Origin of the sequence: Cyclonatronum proteinivorum (assembly GCF_003353065.1) — a bacterium.
Classification (GTDB): Bacteria; Bacteroidota; Rhodothermia; order Balneolales; family Cyclonatronaceae; genus Cyclonatronum; species Cyclonatronum proteinivorum.
The window spans coordinates 3361153-3381105 of the sequence record NZ_CP027806.1; the positions used below are offsets into that span (position 1 = coordinate 3361153).

At 54.2% G+C, this 19953-nt stretch carries 14 protein-coding genes; 1 reads left to right on the forward strand and 13 read right to left on the reverse strand.

Annotation, left to right across the window (positions count from 1 at the left end; all coding sequences use genetic code 11):
• Positions 1 to 29 precede the first annotated feature (29 nt).
• The 12 genes from tmk to CYPRO_RS12820 all read right to left on the reverse strand — a co-directional run bounded on the left by tmk (position 30) and on the right by CYPRO_RS12820 (position 18336).
• Entirely contained in the window at positions 30 to 641 is a 612-nt protein-coding gene (tmk, locus tag CYPRO_RS12765) for a dTMP kinase (protein WP_114984985.1), read from the reverse strand.
• A 100-nt stretch (positions 642 to 741) separates the two neighbouring features.
• On the reverse strand, positions 742 to 1491 hold the full coding sequence (locus CYPRO_RS12770; protein ID WP_240644754.1) for a PspC domain-containing protein: 750 nt from the start codon (positions 1489 to 1491) through the stop codon (positions 742 to 744).
• Between the two features lie 385 nt (positions 1492 to 1876).
• Positions 1877 to 2479, reverse strand: a complete 603-nt coding sequence (locus tag CYPRO_RS12775; RefSeq protein WP_114984986.1) for a 5-formyltetrahydrofolate cyclo-ligase — start codon at positions 2477 to 2479, stop codon at positions 1877 to 1879.
• Between the two features lie 54 nt (positions 2480 to 2533).
• Positions 2534 to 3880 (reverse strand): magnesium transporter, encoded by a 1347-nt coding sequence (mgtE, locus tag CYPRO_RS12780; RefSeq protein WP_240644755.1) that lies wholly within the window; start codon positions 3878 to 3880, stop codon positions 2534 to 2536.
• 556 nt (positions 3881 to 4436) lie between these two features.
• Positions 4437 to 5390, reverse strand: coding sequence for a methionyl-tRNA formyltransferase (gene fmt / locus CYPRO_RS12785; RefSeq protein WP_240644756.1), 954 nt, complete (start codon positions 5388 to 5390; stop codon positions 4437 to 4439).
• Between the two features lie 87 nt (positions 5391 to 5477).
• Positions 5478 to 6059 carry a peptide deformylase gene (def, locus tag CYPRO_RS12790; RefSeq protein WP_114984987.1) on the reverse strand — a complete coding sequence of 194 codons (582 nt, stop codon included), beginning with the start codon at positions 6057 to 6059 and terminating at the stop codon, positions 5478 to 5480.
• A 6-nt stretch (positions 6060 to 6065) separates the two neighbouring features.
• Positions 6066 to 6497, reverse strand: coding sequence for a Holliday junction resolvase RuvX (ruvX, locus tag CYPRO_RS12795; protein WP_114984988.1), 432 nt, complete (start codon positions 6495 to 6497; stop codon positions 6066 to 6068).
• A gap of 48 nt (positions 6498 to 6545) precedes the next feature.
• On the reverse strand, positions 6546 to 6863 hold the full coding sequence (locus CYPRO_RS12800; protein WP_114984989.1) for an HU family DNA-binding protein: 318 nt from the start codon (positions 6861 to 6863) through the stop codon (positions 6546 to 6548).
• A 304-nt stretch (positions 6864 to 7167) separates the two neighbouring features.
• Positions 7168 to 9408: a RelA/SpoT family protein gene (locus CYPRO_RS12805; protein WP_114984990.1), complete on the reverse strand. Its 2241-nt coding sequence runs from the start codon at positions 9406 to 9408 to the stop codon at positions 7168 to 7170.
• A 108-nt stretch (positions 9409 to 9516) separates the two neighbouring features.
• A complete protein-coding gene (gene pbpC / locus CYPRO_RS12810; protein WP_114984991.1) occupies positions 9517 to 11925 on the reverse strand; it encodes a penicillin-binding protein 1C in 2409 nt (802 codons plus the stop codon).
• 50 nt (positions 11926 to 11975) lie between these two features.
• A complete protein-coding gene (locus tag CYPRO_RS12815; protein WP_124245619.1) occupies positions 11976 to 12713 on the reverse strand; it encodes a hypothetical protein in 738 nt (245 codons plus the stop codon).
• Positions 12714 to 12810: 97 nt separating this feature from the next.
• Positions 12811 to 18336, reverse strand: a complete 5526-nt coding sequence (locus CYPRO_RS12820) for an Ig-like domain-containing alpha-2-macroglobulin family protein (RefSeq protein ID WP_124245620.1) — start codon at positions 18334 to 18336, stop codon at positions 12811 to 12813.
• Between the two features lie 232 nt (positions 18337 to 18568).
• Here CYPRO_RS12820 and CYPRO_RS12825 point away from each other — a divergent pair, with 232 nt between their 5' ends.
• The gene (locus CYPRO_RS12825) at positions 18569 to 19144 is read left to right on the forward strand and encodes an NADPH-dependent FMN reductase (RefSeq protein ID WP_114984994.1); all 576 of its coding nucleotides are present in this window, start codon (positions 18569 to 18571) and stop codon (positions 19142 to 19144) included.
• A 90-nt stretch (positions 19145 to 19234) separates the two neighbouring features.
• Here the strand turns inward: CYPRO_RS12825 and CYPRO_RS12830 are convergent, their stop codons facing one another.
• On the reverse strand, positions 19235 to 19774 hold the full coding sequence (locus CYPRO_RS12830) for a hypothetical protein (protein ID WP_114984995.1): 540 nt from the start codon (positions 19772 to 19774) through the stop codon (positions 19235 to 19237).
• Positions 19775 to 19953: the final 179 nt, after the last annotated feature.

Sequence of the window (19953 nt, forward strand, 5' to 3'; positions counted from 1 at the left end):
GGCTGGCCCTGCCCTTCCCGTAGCAATACTCAGTGAATCATGCCGGAAACCCGCTGCCAGATCTGATGATGAATGGTCTCTGCAGGCAGGTTGGCGTCGAGCTTTACAAACCGCGGATGTGTTTTGGACAGATACAGGAAACCGTCGCGTACGCGCTCATAAAAGGGACCGCCAGCAAGCTCCATGCGGTCATGTGCGCCTGACTGTGACATCCGTCGCTGCAGTGCCGTATCTACATCAAGATCCAGAAAAAAAGTGGCGTCGGGCTCTATATTTTGGGAAGCAATTTTGTTCAGATGATGAATTTCCTTAATCGGAAGACTGCCCCGTCCGAAGCCCTGATACGCAACCGTCGAATCATAGAAGCGGTCGAGTATCACAATTACCTTTTGTTGCAGCAGCGGCTGTACCCGTTCGGCTACAAGCTCGGCACGCGCTGCAGAAAACAACAGGAGTTCCGTAACCGGGTTCATCTGAACATCAGGGTTCAGCAGCAGGCTCCGTATCATCTCCGAAAGCTCGGTGCCGCCCGGCTCGCGTAATACTTCTACAGGAATCCTTTCACGGATCAGCCGCTCTTTCAGCAGCATAATTTGGGTTGTTTTTCCGCATCCGTCAATGCCTTCAAATGAAATCAGCACGTATATAAAATCCTCTTTAAAAAATTAATTCATCCAAAGCGTACCCGCTCCTTCTGAAGAACATGTACCACAAGCACAACCATCTGTCCGGCCGCCTGCGTTAAAATTCAGGCTCTTTTTTCAGAATAATCGCAAGCGCAATATACAGCAGCAGCGGCATGCCCTGAAACGGAAAAACAAGCAGGGCAAAACCAATGCGCACAAAGGTGGCGTCAATGCCAAAGTAATCGGCAAGTCCGCCGCAAACGCCCATAAGTCTTTTATCTGTGCGACTGCGGTAAATCGTTTTTTTTCTGGACAGCGCAAAAGCATCTACGCCTTCATCAGTATTTTTCCCGGATGAAGCCGACGCGTATTTATCTGCGAAGGTCTTCCCGCGGATATCATTGGCGCTGAAATCTTTATAGCGTGTAGCTCCGCCATCATCACCCGACCGTCCGTTCTGTGCACGTCCGGCACCTGTCTCTCCTGATTTTCGGGTGTTAACTTTTAGCAGGGGCTCTGCAGCAAGCGCTTCTTTTCTTTTTTTCCGCTTACGGGAAAGGGTCGTCCAGCCCAGAAGAACGAGCAAGGTAGCGATAACCGGCAGCAGCACATGCTCTGCAAAGCTGATTTCACGGCCAACCGGCACCCCTATCATCTGAAGCACCATCATCACCGACAAAACAAGCGTGACCGCACCAAAGGCTGAGAACGCGCCAATGAGTGCTTTGCTCTTTTTTTGGGGCTTTTCTTTTGCCACAAAGCTTCGGAAAGCCGCTTCTATGTCGCGATCCGTCACCTGAAATTCGGCTTCAAGCGGCTGACTTTCCGTGTGCTCAGCTGTTCTTGATTTGGTTTTTGTCGTCATGCTTCAAAAATAGGGTTTTCCGGCGTAACTCCCGGTCATTTAACTAAAAAGATACGCCCTGCGGTTTCTTTGCTTCGTGCCGGTACATGCTGAACCCTACGAAGCCCGCACCATAAGGTTAAGCCGCATTCCCTGGCGCCGTAACACCGCTTTCGTTAACCCGCATTATTCACCAAGAAATTTTTTTGCTGGCAAGGCGAAGCTGAAAACTCAGCGGAAGAGTACCTAAGTACTCTGAGCATGAGTTTTCAGCTTCAACGCCGCCAGCGGGAAAATTTCGCAGCCTTTACACCATACTCAAATTCGGGCTACTGGTGTTGTTCTCTAAGATAAACTTAAACAAACACTTAGATAATAAATTCAATTTAATTGTGAATAATGCGGGTTAACGGTTACCGGATTCGGCCCCACTCAGAAAGCGGTCTTCTGTAATCACATGGTGCAGGCGAACATCATGGGGCTCACAAGGCACCCGGTCCACCATACAGCACTCGAAACAAAGGCCGACCTTAAGGGCAGGCGTTTCCTTCAGGAAGGTATCGTAATAGCCTTTCCCGTAGCCCAGCCGGTTGCAGGCCGCGTCGGCCGCAACCATCGGCACAACGATCAGCTCCAGATCTTCAGCTGAGACCGGTTCACCGTCCACCGGCTCGCTGACACCCCAGCGGTTCGTTTTCCACAGCGTTTTTCGGGTGACCAAAAAGTGAGACAGCGAACGGTCCGCAAACGACATCACAGGCACCGCTACCCGCTTGCCTGCGTCGAGCAGACGCAGGGCCAGCGTTTCGGTATCGATCTCATTCCGAAGCAGCATGGCCGTGTAGAGATGAACGGTATCAAAGGTACTCCCTTCAAACAGATCCAGAAAACAGCTCTGTATATGCGTGCTGCGTTCTGACCATTCATCATCAGAAAGCGCCATCCGACGCGCCAGAGCCTCCTGTCTGAGTTTCTTCTTTGCTTCTCTGATTTCAGCAAGATTTTGCATAGCAGCGGCCTTCGTCCGGGATAATGAACTTACATGTGCTGATCTTCGCGCAGCTTAAATAGAAAGGTACCAGGTTGCAATGCTGAAATACATCAGAACGCCGGCAATATCCGCAATCGAAGTAATCAGCGGTGCAGAAGCGGTTGCAGGGTCAAAGTTGAATTTCTGCAGCAGAAACGGCAGGGACATGCCCAGCAGACTCCCCACGGTAACACAACAAATCATGGTCAGCGACACAACGACCGCTACCTCCGGGCCCGCTCTGAAAAATCCGATCAGTGACACGGCAACGCCCATAATAATACCAATGATAACCGCTACAAAAATCTCTTTACTGAACAGGCGGAACCAGTCCCGGATTTTTACCTCGCCGGTTGCCAGCGCACGAACCATCAGGGTTGACGCCTGCGCACCAGCGTTACCGCCACTATCAATCAGCAGCGGCAGGAAGAACACAAGCGCAACTACGGCTTCAATCGTATCCTCAAAAAAGGCAATGCCTGCACCTGAGAATATATTCATAAACACCAGCACCAGCAGCCACGGCAAGCGCTTATAAATCAGCAGCTTGATGGGTGCGTCGCTCAGACTGATGTTCATCAGCCCCACCGATCCCATTTTGTGAAAATCCTCCGTAGCCTCTTCCTTACGGACATCCATCACATCATCAAAAGTAACGATACCCATAATCTTATTTTGCTCATCAAGCACGGGCATAGCAATCAGGTCATATTCGCTCAAACGGTTCGCCACGACCTCCTGATCCTCATCATCTCTGGCAAAAACAACATCGGTATTCATGATATCCGAAATTTTCGTACCACCCGCATACAGCAGCAGCTCGCGCAGGGTAACAATGCCGGTCAGCCTGTTGTACCCATCCACAACATAGGCGTTATAAATGGTTTCGCGATCTTTTGCGACCTTGCGGATACTTACAAGTGCCTCCTCAACCGTCATGGTATCGCGCAGCGTTACGAACTCTGATGTCATCACCGAACCGGCTGTTTCCTCTTCATACATGCTCAGGCGCATGATGTCATCCCGATCCGGCTGTTCCACTTTCATCAGCAGCTTTTCCCGCCGCTCCTGCGGAATTTGCTTGATAAGGTCAACCCGGTCATCATGCGGCATAAGCTCGATGATATCAGCCAGCATTTCATCCATATAAAGCTCAGCTATTTCACCAGCTTTTTCCTTTCGGAAATGGCTCAGAACCAGGGCCTGATTCTCAGGCATAAAGCGGTCTAAGATGGCCTTGGCGTCTTCAGGATCAAGCTCCGAAAGCCGCTGCCCCAATACTGCCGGATGAAGCATTTCACAGATACGGTGCAGCTCTTCTTCATTATCAATACCTTCCCTCAGCATTGTATCGAGACGCTCAAGATAAATATTCTTCATAAATTACATCAATTAAGTTGAAAATTCTGATTCTGATCATCCGGAACCCATCATACCGCTGTACCGGCTTGTTCCGAAATCCGTCCGGGATAAAAGAGTCATCAAAAATGACGGCGGCAAATTACATAAAGTACGACAAAAGCCCGCAAAGAATAGGGTAACTTAACCACGGACCTGGTTGCTGTTCATAGCTTTTTTTATTTGGGGGAAACTTCGTGAACATCACGGTCTTTCGTGGCAGATCAGCGCTCCCAAATCATAATTTGAATCCCTTGCTTTTTTTTGGGGGGGGGGGCGGCACAAGCCCGGCAAACCAGACGAAAATGCCACCTTACCTGCCGAATGTTGCCATACTGCGACGCATTCGCAAATCGGACGCAAGATCGGGTATGCTGCCGGATTTACAAACATGAAGCGGCCTTGTGTGCTTCGGTTAACAAATTCATAACATGATGTGCTAAAGCGGTTTCAATCACCCTCACGACAACCAACCGTTTCAAACCATCTCAGCCCAAACAGCTTGCAAAAACCTGCCCTGCCCACTTAAGCAAATGCCTTAAGTAAGCTGCAGACTCCCGTTCCAGCCCCTGAAAAAATCCGCAGCCGGCATTTGCCGCTTTCCCTCATACCTGACCTCCCCTAAAGCCAGCGCGTTTTCTCCGCACCGAACCCAAACAGTTCCTGCCGAAGCATCTGCATGTACCGCCCCGATACCGGCCTGCGCCAGGGGATGATCAGCCGGAAGCGCCTTAGGCTCCGCGCGCAGAATCTTAAGCTTTTTCCCGTCGAGTTGCGCGTAAGCGGTCGGAAAGGGGCTCAATCCTCTGATGTGATCGTGAACCTGTTTGGCCGGCTGATTAAAGTCGAGACGGCAGTGTTCATCAAACAGCTTCGGTGCAGGACTTGCTTCTGCATGGTTTTGCGGGGTAAAAACAGCCTTATCTGCGGCCAGCAGATCAACAGCTTCCAGCAGGGCTTCACTGCCAAGCTGCATGAGTCTTGTGTACACATCCCCGGTTGTTTCAAGGTGGCCGATAGGTGTTTTCACCTGTTTGATAATGCCGCCGGTATCAATCCCGGAATCAAGCCGGAAAATGGTACAGCCGGTTTCCGTCTCCCCCTGCATTACCGCGTGATGAATGGGCGCGGCGCCCCTGTATTTCGGAAGCAAAGAAGCATGCACGTTCACAGACCCAAGCCGCGGTATGGCAAGCAGCTCATCAGGCAGGATTTTGAATGCGACGACTACAAAGAGATCCGGCTTTAGCGCGGCAAGCTCCTGTTCAAGCGCTGTATTTCCTTTCAGGCGATCCGCGTGAATAACGGGCAGCTCCAGTTCCAAAGCTTTGGCTTTGACCGGCGTAGGGGAAAGTGCCCCGCCCCGTCCGCGTTTTTTATCCGTACCCGAAACAACCGCAACAACCTCATGGACAGATTGCCCTACAAGCTTCTCAAGGGATGGCACTGCAAAATCAGGCGATCCCATAAAAACAATACGCAGTGACGTCATGTAATATCGGTTAAGCGTGAAAACCCTATGTACTTACATCAGGCTTGTAGGTCCAACATCGGAAATCAGGACTTTACCTCAGAAACCTTAGCCCTTATCGGCCTCAGCTGCCCGCTTAGGCCTGACGGGATAGCCCGCGTCAACCTCACCTGATTCTACCATATTCAGACGGCTACGGAGCAGGCGCTTGCGAAAGCTTCCGAGATAGTCGATAAACAAAACGCCTTCGATATGATCATACTCATGCTGTATCACCCGACCGGGCCAGCCGGAGAACGTCTTCTCGTGCGGCTTTAACTCACGGTCCAGCCACTTCACCCGTATGGTTTCAGGCCGCGTGACCGATTCACGCACACCGGGAATGCTCAGGCAGCCTTCATCAGTGGCCGTTTTAAACTCACCTACAGGTGAAAACTCAGGGTTGATGAACACCATCGGGCCAAGGTCTTCCTCCCCTTCTTCATCCGCTGTAAACGGGTCGGCGTCCATCACAAACAGACGCAGCGATTCGCCAATCTGCGGCGCCGCAAGGCCTACGCCCTGCCCGTTGTACATGGTTTCGAACATATCATCGATGAGCCGCTGAAGCCCGGGAGAATCTTCCGTAATGGGCGCGGCTTTTTCACGGAGTACAGGGTCGTTGTAGGTTACAATGGGCAGAATACTCATAAAATGTTATCGGGTATTGGAGTTTTGATCTAAAAATTCCTGTAAGATAATGCAGGCAGCCGTAGCGTCAACAATCCCTTTTTGCTGTCGCTTCTTTTTTTTCATGCCTGAGTCGATCATTTGCTGTTTGGCCATTACCGAAGTAAAGCGCTCATCTACGAGCGTCACTTCTATGCCGGGGAAGCGTTTGTTCAGTTTTTTTACAAACTGTTCCACGCGCTGCGTTGAAGCGCCGCGCTGACCTTGCTGTCCGATCGGCCACCCCACAACAAAATGCGAAACAGGACCCGCCGCGATGATTGCGGCCACTTTTTCGAACAGTTCGCCCTCCCCAAAAGCACCAATCGGACTCGCGATGATGTGCATCGGGTCCGATTGTGCAAGTCCTGTGCGCTTATGCCCTACGTCGAAGGCTAATATCCGGCTGAAATTTCCCACAGGCTATGTCCGGCAAAAATGTGTCTGATTGAAGGATTTCGTTTCCGCTTACTCCTGATCAACAGATTCCAGCGGCTGCCGCAAAAATTCCTTCAGAAGCTTACTGGGTTTGAAATGCGTTTTGCGGTGCTCAGGTACATAAATTACTTCATTGGTCTTCGGATTACGGGCCTTTGGCTTCGCTTTCGTCAGTTTAACCTCAAAGACGCCGAAATCACGGATCTCAATGCGGCAGGTTGGGTTGGCTTCCATCATTGTCTCGCGCAAGGCAACAATAACATCATCAACCCATGGCTCAACCTGTACCATAGGCAGATTTTTGGTCTCTGAAATTTTGCGGACAATATCTCTTTTGGTGTATGTCATGACAATTCCCTTTGATTCAATAATTTTGAGTGTGACAATAAATTCCTAATAACATAACTCAAATATAAGGGGAATTCCCCTTACTTAATTGTAAATTTTCAATAAGCGTACAGACAAGCAGCTGTTTTATTTGAGTTTATGTGCTGTAATATATTTTTATCAATCGTTTGATTAACGCGATAAACTGTTACAATATAGGTATTTAAATAGCCCTATTGCAAATTAACAGGTACAAGGGTTTAGCACACACATCATGCCTCAGTAAAACACAGGGGGAACCCTTAAGCGTATGTTAGAAATAAAACTATTCTAACCTGTAAGCGCTCTTTACGCCTTCCACTTTTCTGATGTTCGTTATCACATTCCGCAGGTGATCAATGTCTTCCACGTACACCACAATAGTACCCTCAAACGTGCCGTCATCGCTATCCACGTGAATCCCCTTCATATTGGTTTTCAGCTTGTTTGACAGCAAATCCGAAATATCATTTACCAAACCCTGCCGGTCTTCCCCAATCACTTTGATCGCTCCGTTAAAACGGCCCCCGGAATTCATATTCCACTTAATTTCCTGCACGGTGTTCTCCGACGCCTTCATCAAATGCTGAAGATTGCGGCATTTGGACCGGTGTATTTTCAGAAGACCTTCCCGGCTCACATAACCCAAAGCCTCGTCACCGGGTATAGGTTTACAACAGTTTGCATACACATGCTTGATGTTTCCCAGCTCCCCGTCAAGGGTCAGGGTGTGCGCGTTCGCCATTTGCATGTCTTCGATCACTTCGGTCGATTCCACCTTTCTGCCCTGATTCAGGCCGGCAGGCTGCGCTTCTTCTTCCATCCGCCCTTTGCTCAAAAATGAGCGTACGGCCTTCACCAGGCGGTTGATTTCATACGATTCATTCCCGATAGCAAAAAACATGGCCTGAATCGAAGGAAAACCCAGTTTGCGGGCAATGCGCGCCAAATCCTGATCTGAAATTTTGAAGTTGTTGCGGTCCGCCTTTTTCTCCCAGGCCTCCTGCCCCAAATCAGAAATCTTACGCTGTTCCTGTTTCAGAAACTGACGCAGCCGGGCTTTCGCCTTATGTGTCACCACATGATCGATCCAGTCGGGGTTCAGGTTCGAAACTTTACCCGTTACAACTTCAACCTGATCGCCGCTACTCAGCTTATGCCGCAAGGGCACCAGCCGTCCGTTGACTTTTGCTGAAATCGCACGCTCTCCAATCTGACTGTGAATATCGAATGCAAAGTCGATGGGTGTTGCGCCCTGCGGCAGCGTTCGCAGCTCACCTTTCGGCGTAAATACGTAAATCTCACGGGAGTAAAGATTGAGCTGGAAATCCTTCACAAATTCCTGTGCCGACTCCGCACCCGGATTTTCGAGTACTTCCCGCACCCAGTTTACAAACTTATCGAGCCCCTCTCCTCCCTGACTCCCCTGTTTGTACTTCCAGTGCGCCGCAAGGCCCTGTTCCGCAATTTCATCCATTTTGCGGGTACGAATCTGCACCTCAACCTTACGCCCGCGTTTTGTGATTACCGTTGTGTGCAGCGACTGATAGCCATTGGCTTTGGGCACCGACATAAAATCCCGGAAGCGCTCCGGTATGGGCGTATATTCATCGGTGATGAAGGAGTACACCCGCCAGCAATCTTCTTTTTTATGGGGCAGGTCAAGGATGATACGGATGGCGAACAAATCATAGATTTCCTCAAAGGGCTTTTGCTGCCGCACCATCTTTTTGTGAATGGAATAAATATGCTTCGGACGCCCCTTGATTTCGAAATTGAATCCCGAGCGTTCCAGTTGCTCCCGGATCGGTTCCATAAACTCCCTTATGAAACTTTCCCGCATATCCTTTTTCTCCTTGAGCTTGCGGGCAATAAATTTAAAGGCGTGCTCATCGGTTGCTTTCAGACAAAGGTCTTCAAGCTCGCTTTTGATCTTATACAGGCCGAATCGGTGCGCAAACGGCGCATACAGCTCACTCGTCTCCGTCGCGATACGAATCTGTTTTGCTTTCGGAAGATGGTGAAGCGTGCGCATGTTATGCAGGCGATCCGCAAACTTGATCAGCACAACACGCAGATCGTCCGCCATGTACACCAGCAGCTTCATGAAAGTCTCAGCCTGCTTGGCGCCCTTAGTTTTGAAGAAGCCTGCAATTTTGGTCAGACCGTCAATCAGCTTCGCAACAACATCACCGAAGTGCTTGCGGATGTCGTCGAGCGTCACGTCCGTATCTTCGACCGTATCGTGCAGCAGGGCAGCTGCGACAGAGACATCATCCAGCCCGATTTCCTCAACAATAATGCAGGCAACCGCCAGCGGGTGCAGATAATAGGGTTCCCCGGAAGCACGGGTGTCTTTGCTGTGCGACTGATAGGTCAGCTTAAATGCCCGTGAAATCAGGGATTTGTCGTATGATTTCAGGTGCTTATCACATAGCTGAAGCAGGTAATTCAGATCATTTTGCTGAACCTCTCCGAGCGCATAGTTTTCAAGATCCCAGTCGATAATTGTTTTGGAGTCAGCCATAGATACAGGACTTTTGGATGAAGGGCTATCTGTTAAAATATTTATTCAGTCCCTCTGATACAATTTGAATATCACTCCGGGCGAAATAATTCCGGTATACTTTACACGCTATGGCCTTAGATCGCCCATGATGGTGAACCGCCGGGTCAGTTGCTGTCCATGCTCATCAACCAGCGTTAGCCGGTAACGTCCGGGTTCAGGCGTAACCGCCAGCTGATGAATGCCCTGCGTACTTCCGGCAAATTCCTCATTCAGGTGCCAGTAAAGCCGGACATCCCCCTGTTCGTGCACCGCTTCAAACACCGTTTTCCCGCGCCCGCCGTCGAGTTCGTACGGGATATAAATTTCGGCTCCGTCCGTCGGATAAATCAGCGCCATTGCCATGCCCGGGGATTCCTGCGGTTCACAACCCGGCTTCCAGGGCGGAAGCGGACGATAGCCCGGATGGTTGGCACGGTAGAAGTGCGCCCTGTCAGCCGGCAGCACAAACTGAGTCTGCCGCGTCATGTTTTCGGGCGGAAAACAGCTACTGTTGACCCGAAGCCCTGTTTCAGGATCTGCATGAAATGCCTGATGATACGGGCAGGCGGGCGTTTCAAGCGCTGTGAGCGGCACGGCCTGTGTGACCGTATCCGAACAGTCGGGGCCGGCACGGTGCCCGCTTATGCGGCAGACCTCAACCGGTTGCAGGCTGAAGACCGGCTCCGCAAACCAGCCGCTATCCTCCAGAAGACCAAATAAACTGAACATCACCGGTGCAGCCGCCTCTACACCGGTCAGTCCCGGACGCCCCTCGCCGCCCGCATTGCCTGCCCAAACCGCCACGACATGCCGCGGCGTCAATCCCACCGACCAGGCATCGCGGTAGCCGAAACTCGTGCCCGTTTTCCAGGCAACCCTGCGAGCAGAAGCAAACCGGCGCCAGTCGGTTTCCCCGACGGGACGGTTGACATTCTGCATGGCTTCCATCATTGCCCAGACTGCACCATGCGAAAGCGGGAAAGCGGTAGGTTCAGGTTCCGCCCTGTGTGAATCGGTGAAACGCAGCGGTCGTGCCTGAAACGGCGCCTGTGCCGGAAGCCGGGCATCATACTGCAACAAATGCCTGCCAAGTGAAGCATACATCCCGGCCACATCCCACAGGCTTGCCTCCGCCCCTCCCAAAATGAGCGTGAGTCCATAATGATTTGCGGGCCGGGTGATGGTGGTAAGGCCCAATTCCTGCAGGTAATGGTGAAAGTCAGGAAGGCCGAAATCCTGCAGCATACGCACCGAAGGGACATTGAGTGAGCGTGAAACGACTTCAGCAGCGGGCACCGCTCCCCTGTATGTGCGACTGAAATTCTGCGGATGATAGCCGGCAACCTGCGTGGGAATATCGGGGATAAGGGTGTTAGGCAGCAGCATCCCCCGGTGGAGCATGAGCGCATAAAGTGGCGGCTTGAGCATGCTGCCGGTACTTCGCGGCGCGCGGATGATATCGACAGCATGGCCGCGACTGCGCTGCCCCTCAGGTTCCGGGGTGTTGCCAATGTAGGCGAGCACACGACCGGTTTCGACCTCAGCTATCAGCACCGCCATGTTATGGATTTCGTTGGCCCGCAGCGTGTTGTTATGCTGCACAACGACCTCCGCGGCACGGCGCTGCAGCGCGGCATCAAGGGTTGTTCGCCGCTGCGTGCCGTTTCCGCCTCCGGCAAGAATGCGGGTGAGAAGGTGTGGCGCAAGCTGCGGAAGCGGCAGCGGCACTTCCGGCAGGGTTTCCGCCTGCGCGAGCTGTAAGGTCAGGGCATCGAAGTGACCCGCCTCGTACAGTTGCTGAAGCAACCAGTCCCGTTTGCGCTGCAGTTGTTCCCGGTTGCGTCCGGGGTGCATAAGCGCCGGCGCGTTGGGCAGTACGGCAAGGGTTGCAGCCTCCGCCCAGGACAGCGCCCCAGCCTCCCGGCCAAAGTACCGCCATGAAGCCGCCTCAAGTCCCACCACATTCCCGCCGAAGGGTGCATGTGCGGCATACAGTTGCAGAATCTCGGCTTTGCTGTACCGGTTTTCCAAACGCAGTGCCTGCAGGGATTCGAATAGTTTTCGGCTTAACGTGCGGGGCGGGTTCGTCTCCGCAAGCCGGGCCAGCTGCATGCTGATGGTACTGCCTCCGCTGACAATACGTCCGGCATGCAGATTCTCCTGCACGGCCCGTCCGATGGCCCGCACATCCACGCCCCTGTGCTGCATAAAGCGCTTGTCTTCAAAATAAAGCAGGGCTGTCAGGTACCGGTCAGGAAGCGTGCCACCCGGCGGAAACCGCCACTGCCCGTCATCTGAAATGCGGGCTGCAAGCAGTTCTCCCTCGCGGTCATAGACCACGGTTGAGTACGGTACATCGAACTCCGGTACCGGCACGGCAAAAAAAGCAATGATCAGCAGAAACGGCGGCAGCAGCCACCATGCCGCTTTCCGCCAGCCCTTAAAACGGAAATAAGAACCAACCGACACCGCTTTTTCAGGTTCCGAAACCATCATCCCACACAACCTACTTTAAATTATAAAGCAAAAACCCGGTGCTTTGCCGGCTACTTGATCGGGATTATTTTCGGATCGTCGGCCCCGCCAAGCGGTCTGTCCTGGTCGTTGTCATCGTCATCGTCGTCATCCATATTATTGAATAACTGATCAAGCCCGCCTTCGCCAAACAAGGCATCGCCGCGGCTTTTCAGGTGCTCAGCCATGGATTGCATTACCTTTTGCGCCTCTTCGCTGAGCTCGACATTCTCTCCGTTCGCCCACTTTTGCAGCTCCTCTGCGTGCACATCCAGACCAAAATCGGCAAAATTGAGAAACCCTTCATCGTCGAAGTCATCGTCATCATCATCGTCCCAGTCGTCGTCATCTGCAATGAGCCCATTAAGTTCATCAATGCACGCGTCTAATGTGAGTTCAACCTTATCAAACTGTTTTTTCAGCGCCTTCTTAGACTTTAATTCTTCGACCATCTGCGCGTACTCCATCAGAGCATCGAGCGCCGGCATCCAGCATACAAAGAACTGCGTGAAATCTTCCTCATCTATTTCAATGCTGTCCCTCAGCATGTGAGATACCTCAGTGATGGTCAAGTCTGTAGGCATATCCCGCGGATCACCATAGTAAACGCCGTGAGTAATCTGCAATTGAATCAGCAATTCATACCAGTCACCTTCATTAAAAGTATCTTCCTTTAGCAGATCGGAGACAAGCGTTTCCGGTGTGAGTGCATAAGCGGCTTCACTTCTGATCCCTATCTCATTCATAATGGAATAGAGATATTTGTTCATCGTCAAATTCATTTTTTTGGGGTTAAGTTGTAAAAAAGAAAGGTAGGGTTTCCGCGGGCCAATTACAGGAGAACCTGCCGCGGAGACAAAAAAAGAGTTAGCGGTGTACCTCCACGCGGGATGCTGTGGTTCGCGCGAAGACTGCGGGGTCGTGCAGTGCATGCACCGAAACTGCGGGCAGAAGGAAGTCCCCCGCGTAGGTCGCGGTCAGGTGCATCCGAAAAATGCGGGTTTGCCCGGCAGGCAGGCTGAAATACGTGAGCATGCGATCGTCGCGCACGTCCTGATAGTCCGCTTGTGAAGCAGCTTCGCGGAAGGCGTCGTTGTCGCCGCGGGTGCTGATGATTTCCCATCCCGACGGAAAAATCTGCGTCAGCGCGAGATTTTGCAGCGGTCCGCGGCTTCCGGGATTGGTGACCCGCACTTCGGCGATCAGGTCGGTGCCCATGCGGAGCCGGGCCGGATCAACTTTATCGCCATTCGGGAAGAAATACTGCACATCAAGGGCAAGATCGGAAGATGCTGCCGGACTGCGGTCCTCGGCGGGGATGCCGGACTGCAACAGGCGCGCAAACACGACGCCGCTGCCTTCGTTGCGCAGTTCTATGCGATGCGTGCCGGTTTCGGTGATTTCAAACGGAACCTGCCACAGCGGCTGCGTGCCGCTGATCTGACCTGAGCCGATGCCCGTACCTTCGAAACGAACCGCGGTTTGTTCGGAAACCGGATAGGCTTCAGCGAAGCGGGCCGCGGCAATGAGCGCAAAGGCTACCGTCTGCGGAGAAAACCATTCGTCGCGGTTGATTTCGGCGGAGACCTCCATCATCAGGCGGGAAGCCTGATCCGCGAGGCCGAGCAGGACGAGGCTTTCGAGCATCATGGCGCGGTCGCGCAGGCTGCTGCCATAGGTGCCGCCGGTTTCGCGGTAGGATGAAATTTGGGTACCAGCCTGACGCACGAGCTGCGAGGCGGCCTCCGGCATACCGGCGGCCTGATAGGCTGCAGCCAAGCGCCAGCGGGCCTGTGCTGAAAGCGCGTTCACCTCCCGCAGGCGGTTCATGGAACCCAGCGGGGCTTCACCGCTGATGACCAGGGTGTAGAGGCGGTAGGCCTGCATTAAATCGGCGCTGTGGGGCGCGTCAGGCACTTCCCGCCAGTTGCCGGCGGCCTGCTGCTGGAACCGGCGCAGCGGTGCTTTGAGACTGCCCGGCACAAAATAGCCGGCCCGTTCGGCCTCCGTGAGAAAGTGCAGCGCGAAGCTGCTGAGCCACTCCTGCGCAACCGCCTGACCCGGCCACTGCGCAAGTCCGCCGTTCGGCAGCTGATAGCGGCTGAGTGCGGCAATGACCTCTTCCACCCGGCGGCGGCTTTCGGCCTGCTGCGCGGCCCCCGCATCGGATCCGGTTCCGCTAAACACGCTCAGGTACAGGTGCGGGAATGCGCGTGCAATCTGCGCTTCGAGGCTGCTGTGCGGGTAGCGGTTCAGGAAGCGGATGTGACGCCCAAGGTCAACCGGCGGAATAGCCGAGATTTCGAGCAGGGCTTCCCCCGCACCGGGCGCACCGACTGGGTCAAAGTTCAGATCCCAGCTCTCTCCGGCCTGAAGGTTTTGGGCGAATAGCTGCGTGACCGGCGGATTCGGATTCCGGATGCTCAGCTCGATTTCATCGCGCCCCTGTTCGCTTCCGCTTTGGGCGTGCAGGATGATGCGTCCCGTGCCGGTAAGCGGGCCCGTGCGCAGCTCGAAGCGTTCGAGGCGATCGCCCATACCGGAAAAAGCAAGCCGACGGCGGGTATCATCCCTAAGCTCAAAAAGTTCGTTGGCTTCAAGGCGCAGCTGCACCTCGCGGATGCGGTCCTCCATCGCAAACACCGTTGCCGGCAGCTCGACCCGCTCGCCGGGACTCAAAACCCGCGGCAGGGTACCGACCACCATCACCGGCTGACGCACCGGCACGGCAGCTTCGGCACTTCCGAAGGCATCATCCTGCCCGGCAACAACCATCACCCGGACCGAGCCGACGTAGTTCGGAATGTCCACCCGGTGCACAGCTGTCGAGCCGGAAGCCAGCGTGAACGGCCCCAAGAAACGAACCATCGGCCTGAACCGGACCACTTCCGCTGTTTCCAGATCAGCCAGATCCAGGTCGCCCCCGATGGCCAGAATCCGGCTCAGGGCGCCGGCATAGGCACCGGCCACATCATCATAAACATCCCAGGTGCGCACGCCCAGCGCTTCGCGCGCATAGAAATGGCTGTGCGGGTCGGGCGTCCGGAAGTTGGTGAGGTCGAGCAGGCCTTCATCCACCAGCGCGAGGGTGTAGGTCATTGCGCGGCCGCGCTGCTCGCTTACGCGGATTTCGGCGACGGATTCAGGTCGCATTTCTGACGGAACGCCAAGCACCGGCTGCAGACGGGTAGCCGGATTGTTCACGGTAACGGGCACAACACCGTACATGCGGATGGGCAGGTCGTTGAAGCGCTGTCCGTGCGGCTGCACCACGTGCACGCTCGCGTACACGGTCGGACTCATGCCGGCTTCGGCGGGAATCCGGATTTCATTCATGCCCGGTGCGGTTTCGGTCCAGAAGCTGCGGAGCACTTCGCTGCCGGTCTCCAGGCTTACGAGCGCCCGCGCCTGATGCGCACCGGGAAAGCGCAGGGTGATGGTCTCCCCGACCTCATACTGCTCGCGGTCGGTTTCCACGGTGAGGCGGGTCGGCGCACCGCCCTCGGCTTCGTTGCCGCTCCACCCCATAAAAAACACTTTTCCGGCGGCGTGTCCGCCGGGCGCTTCGACCTCGAGGAGATAGCGGCCCCAATCAAGCTGCATGGCCGGCAGCGAAATGTTGACCTGTCCGCTGCTATTGGTGCGGACAGTAGTAGAAAGCAAAGGTGAACGGCTTCTGGAGCTGAAAAACTGACTCAGGTTTTCATCCCGCCGCTGCCACCACCAGCGCCAGTCGAGTTCAAAAATGGTGATGGTGAGGCTTTGATTAGCCAGCGGCTGCCCTTCGGCATTGACCAGCACCGCCTGCGCGCGAATGGGCGCGTCGTAGGCAAAGGTGTCGCGCTCGTCGGCCCCGACCAGGCGTATGCCCGCAATACTATTGTAGGGGAGGTAGCGGAAGGACGTGGTGCCCGTGCTGAAATTGCCGGATTCCTCAAAAACGCGGGTCGTGAGGGTGCCTTGCAGCAGACCTGGCGAGCGGTCGGGCCTTTGGAGGCGGTGCGTGAAGCGGGTCTGACCCTGAGCATCAAGGCGACCCCGGAAGATTTCATCGGACTGCGAACTGAGTGCTCTCGCAGGATTATCAAAGGTGAACTGCGCGTAATCCGTGAACCGGAGCGAGACCGCCCGCAGGCTCAGGCTCAGATCCGTGTCCAGATTTCCGGCTATGGCGCCATGCAGCCACTCGGCGCTGATGCTGCCGCTGAGCGTAGCCTGTGCCCCGCTCAGGCGGGTCTCGTCCGGCTCGGTGCGGATACGCAGCCGGTTCGGCTGAATGGTTTCGATGTTGATGTTTCGGGTGAAGGTGTTGCCGCCCACCCGCGCGCGCAGCTGCCAGCGGCCGGTTTCAGCGCGGGCTTCGGTCCGGCCGGCGAAAGTATAGAGCCGGTTCACGGGATGCACCGTGCGCCGCTCGGTCACCCGGCCCGACGGATCGAGCAGCTCAAAAGTCGCGGGATGTGCCGCCGGGAGCATGGACTCATCGGCCTGTATCATCAGGTTCACAAAAAGCGAATCGCCGGGCCGCCTGACCCCGCGCTCGCTGTAGAGGAAGCCTTTCACGCCGCCTTCAACACGGGCGCCGGAAACATCAAACTCGCTCAGGGAAAGTGCGCCGCCTTCATTCAGCCGGAGGTACGCCCGCTCGGCACCCCGATTTGCCAGCAGCAGGAAGGGTTCCTGCTCAGGCGCATCCATCACCCAAAAGCCGTCGCTGTCGGTGCGCCCGGCAGCCAGGGTTTGCTGCTGAAAATCAAGCACTTCCAGCTCAATCCCCGAAAGCGGTCGGGCGGTGACCAGACTTGCGGCAGTGACGTGCAGCTTTCCGGATTCCGCGCGCTTGGCGATCAGGCCGATGTCGGAGGCCAGCGTATTGCGGCTTACCCGGCGATTGGAAGTGTAAAAAGAGCTGTGACATGGATTGTCGCGCTCCCGCCAGTCGTACTCGCCGAAAGCCCAGAGGGTGTCGAAGTATTGCCAGTAGTTTTCTTCTGCGACTGGATCAGGGTCCTGCCAGTTGGTACTTGCCGGACTTACGGCTGCCCCACCGTCGCAGGGATACAGCGACTGATGCTGCCGGAACCCCAGGGTCACGCGGTAGATGGCGCCCGGCTCGGGTTCGATAATGCGGCTGAGGTCAATCGCGTAACTATTCCGCTTGCCGGGTTCGCTACCACTGAGGGTGCTGAGCGGTATGACCTCACCGGCAACCGGCCTTCCCACTTCACGCAGCGACCAGCCGCCATCTCCCAGACGGCTCGATTGCAGAAACTGCGGGATGTTGTTTTCGAAGATGCGGACGACCTGCACATCGACCGCGCCGAGGTTTACAGCTTCGAAGGGCAGCAGCAGCTCGGTGCTGTTGGGGAGGATGACGCCGCTGCCGAGCAGACGGATCTGCGGCGGTTCGTGCGCGAGTGTCAGGGTTCGGGTTACCTCCTCTGCGAGGCGCTGTCCCTGTGCGCCGCGAATGCCGGAGGCCAGCAGCAGGCGCGCCTCACCAGGCTGCGCTGCCCGAGGATACACGAGCAGGCGGTTGTTCCGGATGATGACGCCGGGATCGGGCAGGCCTTCGAAGCGGACCAGCCCCGTAAGGTTTTGCGTGGCATCAAGCGGGTCGGAGAAGGAGACTTCGACGAAGGGTTGCTGCTCATAGACGACGCGAACATCGGTGATGGTGAAGCTGTCGCGGGAAGGCACCGTGAGGCGGGCATTGCCGCGGGTGCGGGCGCCGAGCGGACGGGCATCCCAGCTGAGTTCGAGCTCCTGCGGCTGCGCCTCGCGGTCGATGCCGGTGAGGGTGAAGCTGAAACTGCGGTCAGTTTCGCGGGTCACGACGGGGATGAGGCGCTGCCCCTTCAGCTCGGCACGCAGCACGCCGATGATGTCGGCGGTTTCGGCTACATCGGCGGTGAGGATGCGTCCGCTGAGCTGCTGAGCGCCGCTGGGGGAATCCGGGTCGGGCTGCAGGGCTGCAAGCTGCACATCGAGGTCCTGAGGGATGATGCCGAGCTCGAACACAAACAGACGGGACTCCCCGCCGGGAGCAAGCGCGCGCCCCGCATCGAAGGTGACCTGATACCGGGCGCCGTTTTCGAGGCGGGAGGCGGGTCGGAAAACGACGGTGCGCTCATCGGCCCAGCGCTGCTCGCCCCGCACCGAAGGCCGGAGCGTGAACAGGTTCGGATTGGCGTTCCGGATTGATTCACTGACCGGGTTCACGAAGCGAACCACAATCTCAGAATCGCTGCTGAGGAGGCCGCTCGAGTAGGAGGCGATCTCCCCGCTAAACTGCCCGGGACTCGTGAGTTTTTCGTCTGAAGTTTTTCCGCAGCCGGAAAATAGCAGCAGCACAAAGCCAATGAGAATAGTACACCTGATGGATACCCGCATAATAAAGCCCAAAAAAGCATTGATTTAAAATTCGAATACAGCTATCAGATAAAATAGGAATAATAGCAGGTAAATCTGCACATGAATCCCAATCCTCAAGCGGGTCATCTCCACAAAAAGCTACGGTTTGCCTTGTTCAAACGCTTGCAGCGGAATGATTTTGAAGTCAAAAACCTTTAGTGCACCGTATTAGCTAAACCAAATTATTTAATCAACCCTGAATCACTATCCCATGACTCGTATACATATTTTAAGTACCACCGACCGGCCTGACTCTATGGCTTTAAAGGTTTCTGAATTTGTTAAACCTAAGCTCGAAGCCGAAGGCGTTGAAGTTGACATTATTTCTCTTCAGGACTTTCCCATCAAAGATGTGGCTGGCGGTCCCTACGGCAGTGATATACCAAGCGTAAAAGCATTTAATGAGCGTGTCCTTAACTGCGACGGTCTCCTGATGGTTGTACCCGAGTATAATGGCTCATTCCCGGGCATTTTAAAGCTTTTCATTGATTACCTGCCTTTCCCGGAGTCGTTCGACAAATTGCCAATAGCCTTTATCGGCGAGGCGGCCGGAGCCTTTGGTGCGCTGCGTGCCGTAGAGCAGCTTCAGATGGTTTGCAACTACCGTAATGCGTACCTCTATCCGGAGCGCGTTTTCCTGCAGCGTGTTTACAAGATATTTGATCCTGAAACCGGTATTTCGGATGAACTTCAGGCAAAACTTCTGGATAGCATGATCACAGGTTTCGCTGCATTTACAAGCCGTAATAAAATTGAGCGTCAGGAGAATGCCGGCGCAGCAGATTAGTAAGGAATAAATCCACCCTACTATCAAATGGAAACAAAAGCCCCTGCGAGTCTATGCAACGCGCAGGGGCTTTTTCATTTTCCAAATACTTTACGGGCTTTTTATCTGATCCTCTTCCGATAATAGTTCTATTAACTTCTCAGCATATTCGATAAGCGTAGCATTGGTTTTGTTCCCGCAGCCCATGAGGGTAAGGAAGTCCCCGTTGTCCTTAAAGTATTGCAGAAAAGCCTCAGCACCAATTATGCCGTTCATGAAGAGGACATTTTTGGGTCGCGGCGGAATTTGATGATAACCGGATATGACCTCTGACTTTATATTTCGTCGTTTTAAGGAGCGCTCAGCAGAAGCTTGCCCTTCCCCGGCTATATTTTCGCTATGCTGTTCTGTTCCGGCTTCCTGCTGCATAGCAATCAATGTATCAGCAAAATCTAAAAGCTCCGTATTGGTTTTTTTTCCACAATGCCGCAAGGTCGTAAAATCACCAAATCTTCGGTGATAGCTCAAAAAGACCTCAAGATTATCTATTCTGTTCATTACCAACACATTCAAAGCACGTTCGCTCAGGCCTTTAAAAACACTTTTCTTCTTTACTTCCTTTTTCTTTTCACTATTAAGCTTTCTTATCATAAGTCAAAACCAACCAAAAAATTAAATGCTTAGCTTCTCTGTCATATGTGTATTTTGAGCCTGCTAATGGCAAATAAATCAGCACAACCGATAAAATCATAACGAAGGACTACTCTTATACTTCCAGGCGCATTTGCCTTTGAAGTTCAGCAATATTAAGATTGCTTAAAATACCTGTT